Source organism: Nonomuraea sp. B1E8 (assembly GCF_039871515.1).
Taxonomy (GTDB): Bacteria; Actinomycetota; Actinomycetes; order Streptosporangiales; family Streptosporangiaceae; genus Nonomuraea.
In genome coordinates this window covers 227,751-245,550 of record NZ_JBDPLS010000003.1, presented here as the reverse complement: position 1 = coordinate 245,550, position 17,800 = coordinate 227,751, and the positions used below count along the sequence as shown (strand labels likewise).

Annotated in this window: 16 protein-coding genes; 2 read left to right on the top strand and 14 right to left on the bottom strand. The window is 71.3% G+C overall.

What is annotated here, in order from left to right; all coding sequences use genetic code 11:
* Positions 1-261: 261 nt before the first annotated feature.
* From ftsY to ABGA98_RS13290, 5 genes are all read right to left on the bottom strand, one after another.
* Complete coding sequence (ftsY, locus tag ABGA98_RS13310) at positions 262-1,434, bottom strand: signal recognition particle-docking protein FtsY (RefSeq protein WP_347618546.1); 1,173 nt, start codon at positions 1,432-1,434, stop codon at positions 262-264.
* 53 nt (positions 1,435-1,487) lie between these two features.
* Positions 1,488-5,216: a chromosome segregation protein SMC gene (gene smc, locus ABGA98_RS13305; RefSeq protein WP_347618545.1), complete on the bottom strand. Its 3,729-nt coding sequence runs from the start codon at positions 5,214-5,216 to the stop codon at positions 1,488-1,490.
* A gap of 174 nt (positions 5,217-5,390) precedes the next feature.
* Positions 5,391-5,585, bottom strand: coding sequence for a hypothetical protein (locus tag ABGA98_RS13300; protein ID WP_090938435.1), 195 nt, complete (start codon positions 5,583-5,585; stop codon positions 5,391-5,393).
* A gap of 190 nt (positions 5,586-5,775) precedes the next feature.
* Positions 5,776-6,081 (bottom strand): acylphosphatase, encoded by a 306-nt coding sequence (locus ABGA98_RS13295; protein WP_347618544.1) that lies wholly within the window; start codon positions 6,079-6,081, stop codon positions 5,776-5,778.
* A gap of 18 nt (positions 6,082-6,099) precedes the next feature.
* Positions 6,100-7,002 carry a LysR family transcriptional regulator gene (locus ABGA98_RS13290; RefSeq protein ID WP_347618543.1) on the bottom strand — a complete coding sequence of 301 codons (903 nt, stop codon included), beginning with the start codon at positions 7,000-7,002 and terminating at the stop codon, positions 6,100-6,102.
* Between the two features lie 90 nt (positions 7,003-7,092).
* Between ABGA98_RS13290 and ABGA98_RS13285 the strand changes: the two genes are divergently transcribed.
* Complete coding sequence (locus tag ABGA98_RS13285) at positions 7,093-8,343, top strand: MFS transporter (protein WP_347618542.1); 1,251 nt, start codon at positions 7,093-7,095, stop codon at positions 8,341-8,343.
* On the opposite strand, the gene mutM is transcribed toward ABGA98_RS13285, so the two are convergent.
* From mutM to ABGA98_RS13245, 8 genes are all read right to left on the bottom strand, one after another.
* On the bottom strand, positions 8,252-9,136 hold the full coding sequence (mutM, locus tag ABGA98_RS13280) for a bifunctional DNA-formamidopyrimidine glycosylase/DNA-(apurinic or apyrimidinic site) lyase (protein WP_347618541.1): 885 nt from the start codon (positions 9,134-9,136) through the stop codon (positions 8,252-8,254). The genes ABGA98_RS13285 and mutM overlap by 92 nt on opposite strands.
* A gap of 60 nt (positions 9,137-9,196) precedes the next feature.
* Positions 9,197-9,910, bottom strand: coding sequence for a ribonuclease III (gene rnc, locus ABGA98_RS13275; RefSeq protein WP_246079802.1), 714 nt, complete (start codon positions 9,908-9,910; stop codon positions 9,197-9,199).
* A gap of 210 nt (positions 9,911-10,120) precedes the next feature.
* A complete protein-coding gene (rpmF, locus tag ABGA98_RS13270) occupies positions 10,121-10,300 on the bottom strand; it encodes a 50S ribosomal protein L32 (RefSeq protein ID WP_033409409.1) in 180 nt (59 codons plus the stop codon).
* A gap of 1 nt (position 10,301) precedes the next feature.
* Positions 10,302-10,853 carry a YceD family protein gene (locus ABGA98_RS13265; protein ID WP_347618540.1) on the bottom strand — a complete coding sequence of 184 codons (552 nt, stop codon included), beginning with the start codon at positions 10,851-10,853 and terminating at the stop codon, positions 10,302-10,304.
* 216 nt (positions 10,854-11,069) lie between these two features.
* Positions 11,070-11,546 carry a pantetheine-phosphate adenylyltransferase gene (coaD, locus tag ABGA98_RS13260; protein ID WP_347618539.1) on the bottom strand — a complete coding sequence of 159 codons (477 nt, stop codon included), beginning with the start codon at positions 11,544-11,546 and terminating at the stop codon, positions 11,070-11,072.
* A gap of 26 nt (positions 11,547-11,572) precedes the next feature.
* Positions 11,573-12,139, bottom strand: a complete 567-nt coding sequence (gene rsmD / locus ABGA98_RS13255) for a 16S rRNA (guanine(966)-N(2))-methyltransferase RsmD (protein ID WP_347618538.1) — start codon at positions 12,137-12,139, stop codon at positions 11,573-11,575.
* 285 nt (positions 12,140-12,424) lie between these two features.
* Positions 12,425-14,599, bottom strand: coding sequence for an ATP-dependent DNA helicase RecG (gene recG, locus ABGA98_RS13250; RefSeq protein WP_347618537.1), 2,175 nt, complete (start codon positions 14,597-14,599; stop codon positions 12,425-12,427).
* Between the two features lie 126 nt (positions 14,600-14,725).
* Positions 14,726-16,273, bottom strand: a complete 1,548-nt coding sequence (locus tag ABGA98_RS13245) for a DAK2 domain-containing protein (protein WP_347618536.1) — start codon at positions 16,271-16,273, stop codon at positions 14,726-14,728.
* Between the two features lie 198 nt (positions 16,274-16,471).
* Between ABGA98_RS13245 and rpmB the strand changes: the two genes are divergently transcribed.
* A complete protein-coding gene (rpmB, locus tag ABGA98_RS13240) occupies positions 16,472-16,657 on the top strand; it encodes a 50S ribosomal protein L28 (RefSeq protein ID WP_043618345.1) in 186 nt (61 codons plus the stop codon).
* Positions 16,658-16,955: 298 nt separating this feature from the next.
* On the opposite strand, the gene thiD is transcribed toward rpmB, so the two are convergent.
* Positions 16,956-17,783, bottom strand: a complete 828-nt coding sequence (gene thiD, locus ABGA98_RS13235) for a bifunctional hydroxymethylpyrimidine kinase/phosphomethylpyrimidine kinase (RefSeq protein ID WP_347618535.1) — start codon at positions 17,781-17,783, stop codon at positions 16,956-16,958.
* Between the last annotated feature and the right edge of the window lie 17 nt (positions 17,784-17,800).

Sequence of the window (17,800 nt, the reverse complement as noted above, 5' to 3'; positions counted from 1 at the left end):
GTGCTCAGGCGAGGGCCGGCGCCCGTTGTCAGGCGCCGGCCGGGTGCGTCAGGCGCTGTGCCTCGGCGCTGCCGCGGCGGTCGGCTTCACGGTTCCTGGCCGGTGAACAACGATCTTCTTCATGGTGCCCCTTCGTCGTTGAATGGAACCGAACATTTAGCTTGATGACCGGTACATGTCAGCACACGAAAAAGACATCAATCAATGGTTATCTGGAAATGCGTATTTCAGGACTAATTACGGCCAAGCCGGAAATTGTCCTCAGTCGCCGAGGATCGCGTCCACAAAAACCTCGGGATCGAACGGCGCCAGATCGTCGGGCCCCTCGCCCAGCCCCACGAGCTTGACCGGCACCCCCAGCTCCCGCTGCACCGAGATAACGATGCCGCCCTTGGCGGTGCCGTCGAGCTTGGTCAGCGCGATGCCGGTGATATTGACCACCTCGGCGAACACCTGGGCCTGGCGCATGCCGTTCTGGCCGGTGGTGGCGTCGAGGACGAGCAGCACCTCGTCGACCGTGGCCTTCTTCTCGATGACCCGCTTCACCTTGCCCAGCTCGTCCATGAGGCCGGTCTTGGTGTGCAGGCGGCCGGCGGTGTCGACGATGACGACGTCGACCTTCTCCTCCGTGCCCCTGGCGACCGCGTCGAAGGCCACGGAGGCGGGGTCGCCGCCCTCGGGGCCGCGCACCGTGTCGGCGCCGACCCGCTCGCCCCAGGTCTGCAGCTGGTCGGCAGCCGCCGCTCGGAAGGTGTCGGCCGCGCCGAGCACGACTTTCTTGCCGTCGCCGACGAGAGAGCGCGCGAGCTTGCCCGTGGTGGTGGTCTTGCCGGTGCCGTTGACGCCCACGACGAGCACCACCGCGGGCCGTTCGCCGTGTTTGCGCACGTGCAGCGTGCGGTCGAGATCGGGGCCGACCTGCGCGAGCAGCTGCTCGCGCAGCAGGCCGCGCACCTCCTCGGGCGTGCGGCTGCCCAGCACCTTGACCTTGGTGCGCAGCTCCTCGACCATGACCTGGGTCGGCGCGACGCCCACGTCGGCCGTGATCAGGCTCTCCTCGATCTCGTCCCACACGTCGTCGTCGAGCCGGTCGCGGGAGAGCAGCTCCAGCAGCCCGCGGCCGAGAGCGCTCTGCGAGCGCGCCAGCCGCGAGCGCAGCCGCACCATCCGGCCCGCGGACGGGGGCGGCACCTCGACCTCGGGCTCCACCACGACCGGCTCGGCCGGCTTGGCCGGAGGCGGCAGCGTGGTGGTCGCGCCCTCACCCTCCTCGCCGGCCCCCGCGGGCCGCTTCTCCTCGGGAAGCACGGGAGGCTCGGGCGGCTTGACCGGCGGAGGCGCTTTTCGGCCCGGCCGGAAGAGCAGGAACAGACCGCCGGCCGCCAGCAGGGCGACGACGGCCACGATCACGATGACGCCGAGGTAACCATCCACAAGATGTCAGTTTTCCAGATCGACCCCCATGCTCATGCCCAAGGCCACACCTGTCAGGCCGACTCGCGCTCTCTCAGTCGCTGGCTGACCACCTGTGTGACACCGTCGCCGCGCATCGACACGCCGTAGAGGGCGTCGGCGATCTCCATCGTGCGCTTGTTGTGGGTGATCACGATGAGCTGCGAGCTCTGCCGCAACTCCTCGAACAACGTCAGCAGGCGCTGCGTGTTGGTGTCGTCGAGCGCGGCCTCGACCTCGTCCATCACGTAGAACGGCGACGGCCGCGCCTTGAAGATGGAGATCAGGAACGCCACCGCCGTCAGCGAGCGCTCGCCACCCGACAGCAGCGACAGCCGCTTGACCTTCTTGCCCGGCGGCCTGGCCTCGACCTCGATGCCGGTGGTCAGCATGTCGGCCGGCTCCGTGAGCACCAGCCGGCCCTCGCCCCCGGGGAAGACCCTGGTGAAGATCTGCTCGAACTCCCTGGCCACGTCGTCGTACGCCGAGGCGAACATCTGCTCCACCCGGTCGTCGACCTCCTTGACCACCGTCAGCAGGTCGCGCCTGGTCTTCTTGAGGTCTTCGAGCTGCGAGGTGAGGAACGCGTGCCGCTCCTCCAGCGCCGCGAACTCCTCCAGCGCCAGCGGGTTGACCTTGCCGAGCTGGTTCATCTGCCGCTCGGCCGCCCTGGCGCGCTTCTCCTGCTCCTCGCGGACGTACGGCACGGGCGGGTCACCGGGCACCGGGGCGTCGGGGCCGTACTCGGAGATCAGGGACTCGACCTCGACCCCGAACTCCTCCAGCGCCCGCTGCTCCATCTGCTCCAGCCGCAGGCGCTGCTCGGTGCGGGCCACCTCGCTGCCGTGCACCCGGTTGACCAGCTTGTCCAGTTCCTGGCCGAGCTCGCGTACGCGCAGGCGCACCTGCTTGAGCTCGGCGTCGACGGCGACCCTGGTGAGGTCGGCCTGGTCACGTTCCCCGGCGGCCAGCCGGATGGAGGTCGCCAGAGCCTCGAGCACCCGCTTGGCGCCCTTGCTGACGGCCTCGGCCACGGCGGCCTGCTGCCTGCGCCTGGCGCGCTGGGCGGCCGCCTGGGCGCGTTCCTGGCGCTCGCGCTGGGCGGCCCGCAGCAGGCCGTCGGCGCGGCCCTCGATGCCCTTGACGCGCTCCTCAGCGGTGCGCACCTGCAGGCGGGTGTCCATCTCGCGCTGCCTGGCGGCCTCGCAGGCGCTCGCCAGCTCGTCGCGGCCGTCGGTGGTGGGCTCGGACTCCAGCTCCTGGGCGTATTCGGCCTCCGCCAGCCGGATCTCCAGCTCGGCCAGCTCTTCCAGGCCCTCCGCCCGGGCTTCTTCCGCCTTGGTGACGCTCCTGGCCAGGCGCTCGGCCTCGGCGCGGGCGGCTCCGGCGGCGGCCTCGAGCTGGGCCAGCTGCCTGGCGGCCGCGGCGTTGCGCTGGTCGGCCTCCCGCTGGCGGCTCCTGACCTGGTCGAGCGTGCCCTGCGCGGCGCTCACGCCGGCCTGGGCGGTCGTGACGGCGGTCTGGGCCTCGCCGACGCGGGCCTGCGCGGCCTCCAGGGCCGTCTGAGCGGCCTGCTCCTCGCCGATCGCCGCGTCGAGGGCGCGGACGGTCTCCTCCGCCCTGCTCTCGGCCTGCTCCAGGTCTTTGACCGCCTCGTCGAGGGCGGCGCGGACCTGGAGCACGGAGGTGCCGCCGTCGGATCCGCCATCGGCCACGTACACGCCCACCAGGTCGCCGTGCGTGGTGACGGCCCGCAGGCCGGGATGGCACTCGACCAGCTCGCGCGCGGCCTCCAGATCGTCGACGACCGCCACGCCGGCCAGCACGTGGTCGAGGGCCGGACGGAGATGGCCGGGCACCGTGACGAGGTCGGCCGCCCAGCGACTGCCGTCGGGAGCTTTCCCCCGCCGCGCCGCGCCGCCGCCCGACGCTCCAGGGCCGGCTGCGGGCTCCTGGCCGGATGAGGGAGGGCCGGGGGCATGGGCGACGAGAAGCGTGGCCTGGCCCTTGCCCTGGGCGCGGAGCAGGTCGATGGCCTCGACGGCGGTGTCGAGGCTCTTCACGGTGATCGCCTCGGCGACGGGGCCGAGCACGGCCGCCACGGCCGGCTCCGCCCCCGGCGTGACCTGCATGGCGGCCGCCAGCGGGCCGAGCACCCCGGCGAGGCCGGCGTCCAGCAGCTCCGCGCCCCCGTCACCCTTGGCCAGCCCCAGCTCCAGCGCCTCCTTGCGCGCGGCCAGCGCGGCCACAGAACGCTGGGCCTCCTGGTCGGCGGCGCGGGCCGTGGCCACGGCCGACTTCGCGGCCTGCAGAGCGGCCCGCGGCGCGTCGAGGCAGGCCTTGGCCTCCTCGGCCGCAGCCCGCGCCTCGTCGGCGACCGCCGCGGCCTCCTCGACCATGGCCTGCGCCGTGGCCAGCTCCTCGGCCAGCGCGGGGTCGGCGGCGGGCTCCTCCAGCCGCCGCGCCTCCAGGTCTTCCGTGGCCTGGCGCTCGCGCTCGGTCGCGTCGGCCACCGCCGCCTGGAGCCTGCCGATCTCCTCCTCGGCGGCCCTGGCCCTGCTGCGTACGGAATCGACCTGGCCGCGGAGCTTGGCCAGCCCTTCCCGGCGGTCGGCGGCGGCTCGGGCGGCCATCGCGAGCCGCTGCTCCTCGGCGTTCAGTTCTGCCTCGGCCTCGGAGCGCCGCTCGACGGCCGCCTCCAGGAGCTCGTGCGCGTGTTCGAGCTCGGCCCGCAGGATCAGCTCCTGCTCGCGGGCCTCGGCCGCCTCTCGCTCCAGCTCCTCGGGGTCGCGGCCCCTGCGCTCGATGGCGGCGGCGTCGAGCGCGTGCCGGTGGCGTTCGGCGGCGAGTTGTTCCAGGCCGGTGATGCGCTCGCGCAACGACGAGAGCCGGAAGTAGGTCTCCTGGGCGGCGGCCAGCCGGGGCTGCGCCTCCGCCTCGGCGGCCTCCAGCGCGGTCTCGCGCTGCTGGCCCTCCGCGAGCTCGATCTCGACCTGGTTGCGCCTGGCCGTGATCGCGGCCTCGTCGGCGGCTTCGCGCTCCAGGGTGGCCCGCAGCGCGCCCACATCGTCGGCCAGCAGCCGGAGCCTGGCGTCACGCAGGTCGGCCTGGATGACGGCGGCCTTGCGGGCGATCTCGGCCTGGCGGCCCAGCGGCTTGAGCTGGCGGCGCAGCTCCGTGGTGAGGTCCTGCACGCGGGTCAGGTTGGCCTGCATGGCGTCGAGCTTGCGCAGCGCCTTTTCCTTGCGCTTGCGGTGTTTGAGCACGCCGGCGGCCTCTTCGATGAACGCCCGCCGATCCTCGGGCCCGGCGTGCAGCACGGCGTCGAGCTGGCCCTGCCCGACGATGACGTGCATCTCGCGGCCGATGCCCGAGTCGGACAGCAGTTCCTGGATGTCGAGCAGGCGGCAGGTGTCGCCGTTGATCGCGTATTCGCTCTGCCCCGACCTGAACATCAGCCGGCTGATCGTGACCTCGGTGTAGTCGATCGGCAGCGCGCCGTCGCTGTTGTCGATGGTCAGCGTCACCTCGGCGCGCCCGAGCGGGGGCCTGGAGGAGGTGCCGGCGAAGATGACGTCCTCCATCTTGCCGCCGCGCAGCGACTTGGCGCTGTGCTCGCCCATGACCCAGGCCAGGGCGTCGACGACGTTGGACTTGCCCGAGCCGTTGGGGCCGACGACGCAGGTGATGCCGGGCTCGAACCGCAGGGCGGTCGCGGAGGCGAAGGACTTGAAGCCGCGCAGGGTGAGGGTCTTCAAATACAAGCGCGGCCCCCTTTTCCCTCGACGACTGCGGAAAAGACTACTGGTCCCCGATGCGCCTCGCGGGCGCATGCCGTCGGAACCGGCGCGACCTGGGCAAAGGAAGCTTTCCGAGCAGGGGAAAATAACAAGGGACGCCTCTTCGAGACGTCCCTGGGTCTTGCGCTCCGATCACTCTCAGGTGAGTGCCGGCTCGCGCTCTTGCATGCGACTTAGCGCCTCGTCGCGGGTTTGCGCCGCAAGAGCGTCATTCGTGGCCTGAAGTCGGATGAGTTCTGCCTCCAGATCCCGGATACGCTGCTGCAGGCGGCGCATTTCCGAGACCATTCGAGGGTCAGGACCGCCGACGTGGCCGAGTAGAGCCTTCGCCATGGTAAAGGGTCCTCCACGCTGAGTGACCAGACTGGTTCGCGCACTTCTATTCTGCGGGAGGGGTGCGCGTGGTACTTAACAAGAGTCGCACCGGCAGTGTGGGCGGTCAAGTCGATCGAACCGCTGAGCCCTACTGGTGGGCACTCCCGACATACAACTATACCCCATTTGGGGGGTTTAAGGGAAGTCGCTATCGCTCCACAAAACCGCCCAAACTACCTCGTGGTTCGCTCCAACGTTCTACTACTCCATCGACCCTGCCCGGCGTGTCGCAACCTCTCAGCAACTCCAGCAGCTTGACGCACGCCGACCGCGATCCCTCGGCGACCACCTCCACCCGGCCGTCCTCGGTGTTGCGCGCCCATCCCGCCAGTCCGAGCTCGAGCGCTCTGGCCCGGGTCCACCAGCGGAACCCCACGCCCTGGACCTTCCCCCGCACCCAAGCGGTCACCCGGACGCTGTCCGATTTTTCCGTATTTTTCGTGTTCTCCGACATCTGGTCTCCCCTGTGCTCTCACGCCACCAAGGCCTCCGACCCGAGCGCGTGCCGGGCCGCCGCGTCGCGGAACGCCCGGATCGCCGCCGTCTCGGCCGCCCGCGACCAGGTCAGGCCGAGGATCGACGGAGGCAGACCGGCGACGGGGACGAAGCTCACGTCGGGACGCCTGTGGTGGGCGGCCGTGGGGGCGCAGAACAGCATGCCGCCCCGGCCGAGCGCCACCTGGGTCAGGCCCTCCTGGCTCGTGGTCACCGTACCGGCCCGGGGAATCGCACGTCCGGAAGGGGTCACGGAGGGTGCCACGCGTTCCCGCCAGGCGCGCGGCGCCGGACCGTCCAGGCCGATCAGGGGCAGGCCCGCCAGTTCCTCCGCGCCGATGCTCGCCCGGCCGGCCAGGGGATGGCGGGCGGAGACGCCCAGCTCGTACGACACCCGGTTCAGGCCCTCGCCCACGGCCAGGTCGGGCTCGTCCACCGGCAGCAGCGTGAACGCGATGTCCACCTGTCCGGCCCGCAGCCTGCCGAACGGGTCGGACAGCGGGATCTCCACCAGCTCGACCTCGCACCCGGGGTGGCGGCTCTCGAAGGCGCGTACGCTGCCCGTGACCACATCCGTGGGCGTGGCCAGGAACCCCACCCTGAGCACGCCCGTCACCTCGCGGGCGGCCGTCTTCGCCCGGCTCACGGCCGTGGCCAGCCCTTCGTACGCGGGCCTCAGGTCGGCCAGGAAACGTTCGCCGAGCGGCGTCAGGCGCACCCGCCTGCTGGTCCGCTGGAAGAGCCGGCCGCCGATCCTGGTCTCCAGTGAGCGCATGAGCTGGCTCACCCGGCCCGGCGACAGGTAGAGGCGCTCGGCCGTACGCGCGAAGTGCAACTCCTCGCTGAGCACGACGAAGCACTCCAGTTCCCTGAACTCCATCTCCACCTCCACCGATCGCTTAGCCTGCCTAAACCAAGCTTTCGGCCTTCGCCATTGTTCCCGCCCGCGGACGCCAGAAGGCTGAGCGACATGACATTGACCGATGTACGCGCCTCCACCCAGGCGCGATGGCTCGCCGTGACCTCGGTCGCGGTCGGCACCTTCACCATCGTGACCAGCGAGATGCTGCCCGTCGGGGTGCTGACCGCGATCTCCTCCGACCTCCGCGTCTCCGACGGCACGGCCGGGCTGATGATGACGGCCCCAGGGCTGGTCGCGGCGGTCGCCGCACCCCTGCTGGCGGTGACCACCCGCCGGGTCGACCGGCGGGTCACGCTGCTGGGGCTGATGGCGTTGCTGGCGGTGGCCAACCTTCTGGGCGCGCTCGCCCAGAGCCATGCCGTCATGATGGCCGCCCGGGTGCTGACCGGGGTGAGCATCGGGGGGTTCTGGGCGTTCGCGGCCGGGCTGGCGCCCCGGCTGGTGCCCGGCCGGTCGATCGGACGGGCCACGTCGATCATCTTGTCCGGGGTGTCGGTGGCGTCGGTGCTGGGAGTGCCGGCGGCCACGTTCGTGTCGTCGTTCGCGGGGTGGCGGAGCGCGTTCGCCGCCATGGGGGTGGTGGCGCTGGCCCTGCTCGCCGTACTGGCCGCCACCCTGCCGCCGCTGCCGGGCGACCCGCCGTCCACGCCCGCCCTGCCGCGAAACGACCGCGAAACCGCCCAGAACGGCTCCACACCGGCGCGGGACGCCGCCAGGGGCGCCGAGGCCGCCCACCGGCCCGGCGGGCGGCCGGCGTGGCTCTCACGGCCGCTCAGGCTCGTACTCGTGCTGACCGTCCTCCTCGTGTCCGGCCACTTCGCGGCCTACACCTACGTCCGGCCGTTCCTGGAGCAGGTCTCGCACGCCGGTCCCGCCCTCATCAGCACCGCGCTCCTCGTGTACGGCGCCGCCGGCGTGGCGGGCAACTTCGCCTCGGGCGCGCTGGCCACCAGGAACCCCAGGCCGGTGCTGATCGCGCTGGCCGCGCTCATGGCCCTCGCCACGGCGGCGCTGCCGGTGATCGGGCTGCCCCTGGCCGTGCTCGTGGTGTGGGGCCTCGGCTACGGCGGCGTGGGCGTCGCCCTCCAGCTGTGGATCATGCGGGAGGGCGGCGGCGAGCTCGGCACGGCGCTGTTCGTCAGCGCCTTCAACGTCTCCATCGCGCTCGGCGCGTTCGCCGGCGGCCGGGTGGTCGACGGCGTCTCGATCAGCGCGGTGATGGGGCTGGCGGCGGGCCTGGCCGCTCTGGGCGCGGTCGTCGCTGGCATCTGGGGCAGGAGTAGGACGACCGGTTCATGAACGCCTCGCGCCGGATCGGGGCGCCGCAGCGGGAACACGGCAGGTCGCGCCGGCCGTAGACCTCCAGGGAACGCTCGAAGTAGCCGCTGTCGCCGTTGACGTCGACGTAGAGGCTGTCGAACGACGTGCCGCCCTGCTGGAGGGCGGCGGCCATCACCGTGCGGACGGCGGCGAGCAGCTCGGCGATCTTGGGCCTGGTGAGCGTCTGCGTGGGACGGGCCCAGTGGAGCCGGGCGATCCACAGGGCCTCGTCAGCGTAGATGTTGCCGACGCCGCTGATCAGCGACTGGTCGAGCAGGGCCCGCTTGATCTCGGTGCGCCTGGCCCTGAGCCTGCGGGTGAACTCCTCCTCGTCGAACGCCGCCTCGAACGGGTCGGGCGCGATGTGGGCGATCGGCTCGGGCACCCCTCCGGCCAGAGCGGTGAGCATGACGTGGCCGAACGTACGCTGATCGACGAAGCGCAGGTCGGGGCCACCGTCCTCGAAGCGGAGGCGTACCCTGAGATGTTTCTCCGGCGGCGCGTCACCGTCGACCACCAGCAACTGGCCGCTCATCCCCAGGTGGGCCATGAGCGCCTCCTCGGCGCCCGACAGCGGCAACCACAGATATTTGCCGCGGCGCTCGGCCGACAGCAGCGTGCGGCCCTTCAACCGCGCGGTGAACTCGTCGGGGCCGGGCATGTGACGCCTGATCGCGCGGGGGTGCAGCACCTCCGCCGAAGCGATCTCACGGCCGATGACCCATTGCGCGAGGCCGCGCCTGACGACCTCGACCTCGGGCAGCTCAGGCATCACGCACCTCGCCCTCTGGACGCCGAACTCTCACCTTGTGGAAACCCCGGACGCGGACACTCAGCTCGCGGGCTGGCTCTCCCGCTGCTCCCTGCGAGCCCTGATGCGGGTCCACGCCGCCTCGGCCGCCTGCTGCTCGGCCTCCTTCTTGCTGCGCCCGGTGCCCGAGCCGTAGGACTCGCCGCCGACCCGCACCATCGCCGTGAACGACTTGGCGTGGTCGGGGCCGCTCTCCTCGACATGGTATTCGGGCACGCCGAGCGCCTCGGAGGCGGTCAGCTCCTGCAGGGAGGTCTTCCAGTCGAGCCCCGCGCCCAGCGACGCCGAACGCACGATCAGCGGGTCGAACAGCAGGTGCACCACCCGGAACGCCTCGTCGAGGCCCTTGTCGACATAGACCGCGCCGATCAGCGCCTCGAGCGTGTCGGCCAGGATGGACGACTTGTCGCGCCCGCCGGTGCCCTCCTCGCCCCTGCCGAGCCGCAGGAACCGGCCCAGCCCGAGCCCGCGGGCCACATCGGCCAGCGCCCGCATGTTGACCACCGCGGCGCGCAGCTTCGCCAGCTGGCCCTCGGGCAGGTCGGGATGGTTGCGGTAGAGAGTGTCGGTGACCACCAGGCCCAGCACCGAGTCGCCCAGGAACTCCAGGCGCTCATTGGTGGGCAGGCCACCGTTCTCGTACGCGTAGGAGCGGTGCGTCAGCGCCCGCTCGAGAATCGCGGGGTCCAGGGCGACCGCCAGAACCCGCTCCAGCTCGTCTCTGGCGACCTCCACGGCCACCGGCTTAGGACCTGCGCCCACGTGCTTCCTCCTCGGACATCTTCACATGGCGCGCCGGCTGCGGAAGATGCCCGAAAACGTGGTGGGCGTCGGGGTAACGCGTAGCCCCGGCGTCCACCACGGCCGCGGGCGAACCGCCGCCGCACGCATCTGAAACGGTAACGCCGACCGAGGCACAATGGCACCCGGTCGGCATCACGTCAATCAGGCGGACGGCTCGATGACCTGACGACGGTTGTAGGTGCCGCAGGTGGGGCACGCGATGTGCGGCTGCTTCGGCGAACGGCACTGCGGGCAGCTCACCAGGGCGACAGCAGTCGTCTTCCACTGGGAGCGACGGGCGCGGGTGTTGCTCCGCGACATCTTTCGCTTCGGGACGGCCACGTCACTTCTCCTGATCGTTATCGTTCTCGGAAATCAGACCTTGCAACGACGCCCAGCGGGCGTCGATCTTCTCCTGCCGGTGATCCGCGCCGGCCTCGGCCAGCTTGATCCCGCACTCCGCGCAGAGCCCTTCGCAGTCATCCCTGCACACCGGGCTCAACGGAAGTGCGAGCACCACCGCGTCGCGGAAGGTCGGCTCGAGGTCGAGCAGCTCTCCGTCGAGCAGCGAATCCTCCTCCGAGGCGTCCTCGTCGGAGTAGAAGAACAGCTCCTGCAAGTTGACCTCGACATCCGAGGTGACAGGGTCGAGGCACCGCGCGCACTCCCCGGCCAGCGGGGCCTGCGCCGTGCCTGAGACGAGCACGCCTTCCATCACTGCTTCGAGCCGGAGATCCAGCTCGACTTCGGCGTCTTTGGGGACACCGATCATGTCGACGCCGAGATCTGCCGGTGCCGGGAGCGACAGGGTCATCTGCCTCATCGTGCCCGGCCGCTTTCCCAGGTCATGAGTGGAGATCACCCAAGGGGAGCGGGGGTCGAGGTGCTGAGTCATCCTGCTCTCGCTAGGCATGGCGAAAACCGTCGCCGTCGTACAAGGCCGAATAGAAAGAATAGCAGCCCTGCGGGGGGCATGCCCCCCGCATACCCCCCCACCGCACCGCGCTACGCCCGCCTTCCCGAAGCAGCCCTGCGGAGGGCTGCCCCCCGCAGGCCCCCCGACGGCATCGCGCTGCGCCCGTTTCCTCAGCGCCGAAGCTCCGCTTCGGCGCTAGCTTCTGAGGCGCTCGATGAGCAGCTTGTGCACCAGATCAGGCACGAGGCCCGACACGTCTCCGCCGTATCGGGCGATCTCCTTCACCCTGCTGGAGGAGAGGAACGAGTATTCGGGGTTGGTCGGCATGAACAGCGTCTCGACCCCCGACAGGCGGTAGTTGAGCTGCGCCATCTGCAGCTCGTAGTCGAAGTCGCTGACCACCCTGATGCCCTTGACGATGGCGGGGATGTCGTGCTGCCTGCAGAAATCGACCAGCAGGCCATGGAACTTCTCGACTTTGACGTTCGGATATTCCTTGGTCACGGTCTGCAGGATGTCGATCCGTTCGTCAACCGTGAACAGGCTGCTCTTCTCGACGTTGATGAGAACGGCCACGGTCACCTCGTCGTACAGCCGCGCGGACCGGCCGATGATGTCGAGGTGGCCATTGGTGATGGGGTCGAACGACCCCGGGCAGACTACGCGGCGCAAGACGCCTCCCAGGTTTACGGGCAGGTCTACGGGTTCCCGGCGGCGCGACCGTACCAAACGGACGCTTCACCATATCGACGGACCCTCTCCTCAACGTAGCCTTCCGGCCACATAAGGGCCTTTCCCCTGCTTTCCCGCTCGAAGGCCACCAACGCCTCCTCAGCCAGCCAGCCGTTGTCGCGCAGCAACTCCAGAACCCGCTCCACCTCGCCGTCGGTCGTGGCGTAGGGCGGGTCGGCGAACACGATGTCGTACGGCTCGTCAGGCGCTTTCCCGAGCACCCGCGTCACCTTGTCGGCCACCACGCGGGCGCCGTCGAGGCCGAGCGACTCGACGTTGGCCTTGATCGTCCTGACGGCCCGGGCATCGGACTCGACGAGCAGGGCCGCGGCCGCACCCCTGGACAACGCCTCCAGCCCGACCGCGCCCGAACCGGCGTACAGGTCGATCACCCGGGCGTCGCGGATGCCGTGAAGGGAGTCGAGCGTCAAGAGGATCCCTTCTCGCGCCCTGTCACTGGTCGGCCTCGTCCCGCGCCCCGGGGGCACGGCCAGGCGCCTGCCACCCGCGATGCCTGCGATGATCCGCGTCATGTGACCCATTGTTCCGTATGTTCGCGCAGGTCAAGGATGCACAAGTGTCTGCCTCGAGTGCGCAAGGGTGATTCACATCGGGGGGATCGGCCCGCATGATGAGTTCTGCGGCCTTCAAGGTGACCCACATGAAGGCCGACCGGCGTGATCGTGAGCCCTTCCGCACGCCGGTTCCCTCGGCACCTGACCCGAGGGTGGGCCCAGCCGGGGACGGCATTCGGGGGGAGGCCGTCCCCGCGGCTGGGCCTTTACATGATCATCCTTCAGCCGCCGCGCTGGGACATGTCAGGTCTTCTCCAGGTATTCCGCACGCTCGTCGGCCAGCAGCCGCTCGATCTCCGCGCGCAAACCCTCGTGAGAGGCGAGCTCGGGGTCGCGGGCCAGCAGCGCGCCGGCCTCCTCCCTGGCCGTGGCGATGACGTCCTCGTCGCGCAGCAGTTGCAGCAGCTTCAGCGAGGAGCGCTTGCCCGACTGCGCCGCGCCCAGGACGTCACCCTCCCGCCGCTGCTCCAGGTCGACCCGTGACAGCTCGAACCCGTCGAGCGTCGCGGCCACCGCGTCGAGGCGGGCGCGGGCAGGGGTGCCCTCGGGGAAGTCGGAGACCAGCAGGCACAGGCCGGGCAGGCCGCCCCGGCCGACGCGGCCGCGCAGCTGGTGGAGCTGGGAGACGCCGAAGCGGTCGGCGTCCATGATGATCATGACGGAGGAGTTGGGCACGTCGACCCCGACCTCGATGACCGTGGTGGCCACCAGGACGTCGAGCTCGCCTCGCGTGAAGGCGCGCATGAGCGCGTCCTTCTCCTCCGGAGGCAGCTTGCCGTGCAGCGTGCCGACCCGCAGGTCGTGGAAGGGCCCCTCGGACAGCAGCTTGGCCACGTCGAGCACCGCGAGCGGCGGGCGCCGCTCCTCGTCGGCGGGGGTCGCCAGATCGCCCTCGTCGCCCTCCAGGTCGCCGATGCGGGGGCACACGATGTAGGCCTGCCGCCCCAGCCCCACCTCCTCCCTGACCCGCTCCCAGGTGCGTTCGAGGTAGTGGGGCTTCTCGGCGGCCGGGACGACGTGGGTGGTGATGGGGGCACGACCCGACGGGAGCTGGGACAACGTCGAGACCTCCAGGTCGCCGAAGACCGTCATCGCGACCGTGCGCGGGATCGGCGTGGCCGTCATCACCAGGACGTGCGGGCGCGTCCCGCCCGCCTTCTCGCGCAGCGCGTCGCGCTGCTCCACCCCGAACCGGTGCTGCTCGTCGACCACGACCAGCCCGAGGTCGGCGAACTGGACGTGCTCCTGCAACAGCGCGTGCGTGCCGACGACGATGCCCGCCGTGCCGGAGGCGGCGTCGAGCAGGGCGGAACGGCGGCCGGCGGCGCCCATCGAGCCGGTCAGCAGGGTGACGGCCGTCCCCCCGAACATGCCCCCCTGCGCCAGGTCGCCCAGCATGGTGGTGATCGAGCGGTGGTGCTGCTGGGCGAGCACCTCGGTCGGCGCCAGCAGCGCCGCCTGGCCGCCCGCGTCGACCACCTGGAGCATCGCGCGCAGCGCCACCACCGTCTTGCCCGCGCCGACCTCGCCCTGCAGGAGCCGGTGCATCGGATGCTCCAGCGCCAGGTCGGCGGCGATCTCCTCGCCGACCTTCGCCTGGCCCTCCGTCAGCGAGAACGGCAGCCGCGCGTCGAAGTCGTCCAGCATGCCGCCGGACCGCCTGGGCCTCGGCCTGGCGGGCCAGGCGGTGGCCGCCTGCCGCCTCTGGAGCAGCACCGCCTGCAACACGAACGCCTCGTCGAACTTCAGCCTCTTGCGCGCCCTGCCGACCTCAGCGAAGTCTTTCGGCCGGTGGATGGCCACGAGCGCCTCGCCCAGGTCCTGCAGGCCGTGGCGGGCCCGCAGCTCGGCGGGCAGCGGATCTTCGAGTGGGCCCAGCGTGTCGAGCACGACGCCGACCGCCCGCCTGATCGCCCACGGCGTCAGGTCCTTGCCCGCCGGGTAGATCGGCACCGGCGCCGCCGCGAACTCCTCCGCGCTCGCCTCCCCCTCCTCGAACAACTCGAACTCCGGATGAGCGAGCTGCCAGCGCGGCTTGGCCCGCGCGCCGAACAACCCCACCTTGCCGGCGAACATCCCGCGCCGCCCCGGCTTGAGCCGCGACTCGGCCACGTGGGAGCCCTTGCCGAAGAACGACAGGTAGAGCCGGTTGCCGTTGCCGTCGACGATCTCGACCTCCAGCCAGGTGCCGCCCCGGTTGCGCATGGGCTTGCGCATCAGCCTGGTCACCTCGCCGACCACCGTGACGTGCTCGTCGACCGCCAGCGCGTCGAGCGAGGTCAGCTCGCCGCGCTCGGCATAGCGGCGCGGATAGTGGCGCAGCAGGTCGCCGACCGTCTCCAGGCCGAGCACGCTGTGCAGCAGCTTGGCGGTCTTCGGGTCGAGGGCCTTCGTCAGAGGCTCGTCGAAACGGCTCACGGCACTTAGTTCTACCGCCTGAAGCCGACAGGAATCCCCTTCCCCACCACCCGCGTGCCGATCCTGGCCGCCCTCATTGGGAATCCGGCACCAGGCCGGAGCCTCCCGCGCGGCTCCTCATCGCCGTCATTCCACGCCGATGAGGAGCGGGTATCCGCCCTGCTCGCCGTCGTACACGACGAGGTCGACGTCGGGGCGCGTACGCCTGAGATGCTCCTCGACCCGGCCGGCGAGCCCGGCGGGCGCCTGCGCGCCCGTGACCAGGGTCACCAGCTCGCCGCCGCCCGCCACCATCCGGTCGACGACCGTGGTGGCCACGTGGGCGACCGTGTCGCCGATCACGGCCACGTCCCCGTCGATCAGGCCGAGCACGTCACCGGGGCGGCACACCCCCGCGCTGGTGAACGCCTCCCTGTCGGCCACCGTCACGTGCCCGCGCCGCGTGTGGCCCGCCGCGTCGGTCATCGCGACCACGTCGTCGTCGAAACGGCGCAGCGGATCGTGTACGGCCAGCGCCGCCAGCCCCTGCACGGTGGCCTCCGTCGGCAGCACGCTGACCGTGACGCCGTCCTCGCGGGCGATCTCCGCGGCCGCGGCGGCGACCGCCCTGACACCCTCGTCGTTCGGCAGGACGGCCACCTCACCTCCCGCCTGCCTGATCGCGGCGAGCATGGCGGGCAGCGTGGGCCTGGCGCCGGGGGCGCGCCGCACCACGACCGCGCCGCACTCCTCGAACAGCGCCGCGATCCCGTCGCCCGCGGCCACCGCCACCACGCCCCTGCCCGCGCCGCCGCGGTGGGTGCGTTCGGCCAGGTACGTGATCCTGATCCGGTGCGGCCTGCCCGCCCGCAACCCCGCCTCGACCGCCGGGCCCGCCTCGGCCACGTGAACGTGCACGTTCCACAGTCCCTCGCCGCCGACCACGACCAGCGAGTCGCCCATGGCGTCGAGCTCCTCGCGCAGCGCCCGCACCGCGCGGTCGGGGGCGTCCAGCAGGTACATCACCTCGTACCCCGCCCCCACCTCCGCCATGGGCGCCACCCGCGCGGTCGGCGCGGGAACGTCGTAGTGGCCGGTGGACGAACCCGTGATCACGGAGGCGAGCGTCTCGAGCACGATCGCCGCGCCGGCGCCCCCCGCGTCCACGACGCCGCTGCGGGCCAGCACGTCGAGCTGACCGGTCGTCCGGCGCAGGGCGACCCTGGCCTCCTCCGCCGCCTGCCGCGCCACCGCGCCCAGGTCACCGGCGTCGGTGTCCTGGACGGCCCTGGCGGCGGACTCCAGCACGCTCAGCACCGTGCCCTCGACCGGCCTGGCCACCGCCTCCCTGGCCAGCGTGGCCGCCCTGAGCAGCCCCGCGCGCAGGTCGGAACCGTCCTTCAGCACCTCGGCGAGACCGCGCAGCGCCTGGCTGACGATCACCCCGGAGTTGCCGCGCGCCCCGACGAGGGCGCCGTACGAGAGGGTCTGCCACACCACGGCCGCCTCCACGTCGTCGGGCAGCGACTCGACGGCCTCGGCCGCCGACAACATGGTCAGATGCAGGTTGGTGCCGGTGTCACCGTCGGCGACGGGGAACACGTTGAGCGCGTCGATCTCCGTCCTGGCCCGGCCGAGCGCGTCGGCGGCCAGGCGGGCCCAGCGGCGCACCGCGGGCGGGTCGAGGATCTTCATGCCGGCCCTCCGACCTCCCCGATGCGCTACGGTTGTGCGAGGAGAATATCGCCGCATCGGACCTGGTCCAGTGCTCTGGTTCGCGCCCATCGGGGTGGATCGGATATTCTCGTCTGGCTGGCCGGTTGTCCCGGCATGCCCTCCGCCCGGAATTCATCCGCGGACAGGGCTACATCGACTGTTTTAAGGAGCGATACCGTGGCTTCCGTCTGCGATGTCTGCCGCAAGGGGCCGACGTTCGGCAACAACGTGTCACACTCCCACCGCCGCACCCGCCGTCGTTGGAACCCCAACATCCAGACGGTCCGCGCGGTCGTCGGCGGCACGCCGAAGAAGCTGAACGTGTGCACCTCGTGCATCAAGGCGGGCAAGGTCACCCGCTAGTCCGCACTTCTCACGAAGCCCGTCCGTTCCTGAGGGAGCCGGCGGGCTTTCGTCATCCCCACCCCCGTGACCGGGTCTCTCGTCTCGCCTCACCTCCGAAGCACCTCGCCTGGGCCGGAGGGCGCGGTCTGGGCCCAGGAGAGCCCAGTGCGGGACACGACAGCCCAGGAGAGCCGGTGCGGGGCGCGGGCGGCGCCTCGGGCGCCTGACGCCGGCCCGGCGGCCGGAGGGCGGCTCAGCTCCCCGGTGGGCGGTTCTCCCTCGCCATAGTTCACGGAGGAGTTCACGGAGGAGACGGTCAGCGCCAGCGCCAGGCGTGGTCGACGGGGCCGATGCCGCCGCCGAGGGGGAAGCCTCTGGCGATCGCTCCCGTCACGTACTCCTTCGCCCCGCGCACTGCCGACGGCATGTCGTCGCCCACCGCCAGGCGGGAGGCGATGGCCGAGGCGAGCGTGCAGCCCGTGCCGTGGGTGTGGCGGTTGTCGAGGCGTTCGGCGGCGAAGCGGAACTCTTCCGTGCCGTCGGTGAGCAGGTCGACCGGGGCCCCGGGCAGGTGGCCGCCCTTGATCAGCGCCCACGCGGGCCCCAGTTCCAGGACGGCGTCGGCGGCCCTGCGCAGGCCGTCCTCGTCCTCGACCTTGACCGAGGTGAGCTGCTCCACCTCCCACAGGTTCGGCGTCACCACGGTGGCCAAGGGCAGCAGGCGGGTCCGCATCGTCTCGACCGCTTCGGGAGCGAGCAGCGAGTTGCCGTGCTTCGACACCCCGACGGGGTCCACGACCAGCGGCGCGTCGTACGGGCCGAGCGCGTCGGCCACCGTCTCGACCAGCACCGGCGAGGCGAGCATGCCGGTCTTCACCGCCTGCGCGCCGATGTCGCCGAGCACCGAGTCGAGTTGCGCGCGTACGGCCTCGGGCGGCAGTTCCCAGTAGCCCTGGACGCCCAGCGAGTTCTGGGCGGTCACGGCGGCGATGACGCTCATGCCGTGAACGCCCATCGCCATCATGGTCTTCAGGTCCGCCTGGATGCCCGCGCCGCCCCCCGAGTCGGAGCCGGCGACGGTCAGCACGCGTGGCGGGGTGGAAACCGCAGTGGAAGGGGCGCTTTGCGTGGATCGCTCCGTCATGTCCCCTATCCAACCAC

Coding starts and splice junctions, on each gene's coding strand:
- ABGA98_RS13300 (WP_090938435.1), bottom strand. CDS start 5,585: ATGGCGAAGGCTCTACTCGGCCACGTCGGCGGTCCTGACCCTCGAATG.
- ABGA98_RS13295 (WP_347618544.1), bottom strand. CDS start 6,081: ATGTCGGAGAACACGAAAAATACGGAAAAATCGGACAGCGTCCGGGTG.
- thiD (WP_347618535.1), bottom strand. CDS start 17,783: ATGACGGAGCGATCCACGCAAAGCGCCCCTTCCACTGCGGTTTCCACC.
- ABGA98_RS13290 (WP_347618543.1), bottom strand. CDS start 7,002: ATGGAGTTCAGGGAACTGGAGTGCTTCGTCGTGCTCAGCGAGGAGTTG.
- mutM (WP_347618541.1), bottom strand. CDS start 9,136: ATGCCTGAGCTGCCCGAGGTCGAGGTCGTCAGGCGCGGCCTCGCGCAA.
- ABGA98_RS13285 (WP_347618542.1), top strand. CDS start 7,093: ATGACATTGACCGATGTACGCGCCTCCACCCAGGCGCGATGGCTCGCC.
- ABGA98_RS13245 (WP_347618536.1), bottom strand. CDS start 16,273: ATGAAGATCCTCGACCCGCCCGCGGTGCGCCGCTGGGCCCGCCTGGCC.
- rsmD (WP_347618538.1), bottom strand. CDS start 12,139: ATGACGCGGATCATCGCAGGCATCGCGGGTGGCAGGCGCCTGGCCGTG.
- ABGA98_RS13265 (WP_347618540.1), bottom strand. CDS start 10,853: ATGACTCAGCACCTCGACCCCCGCTCCCCTTGGGTGATCTCCACTCAT.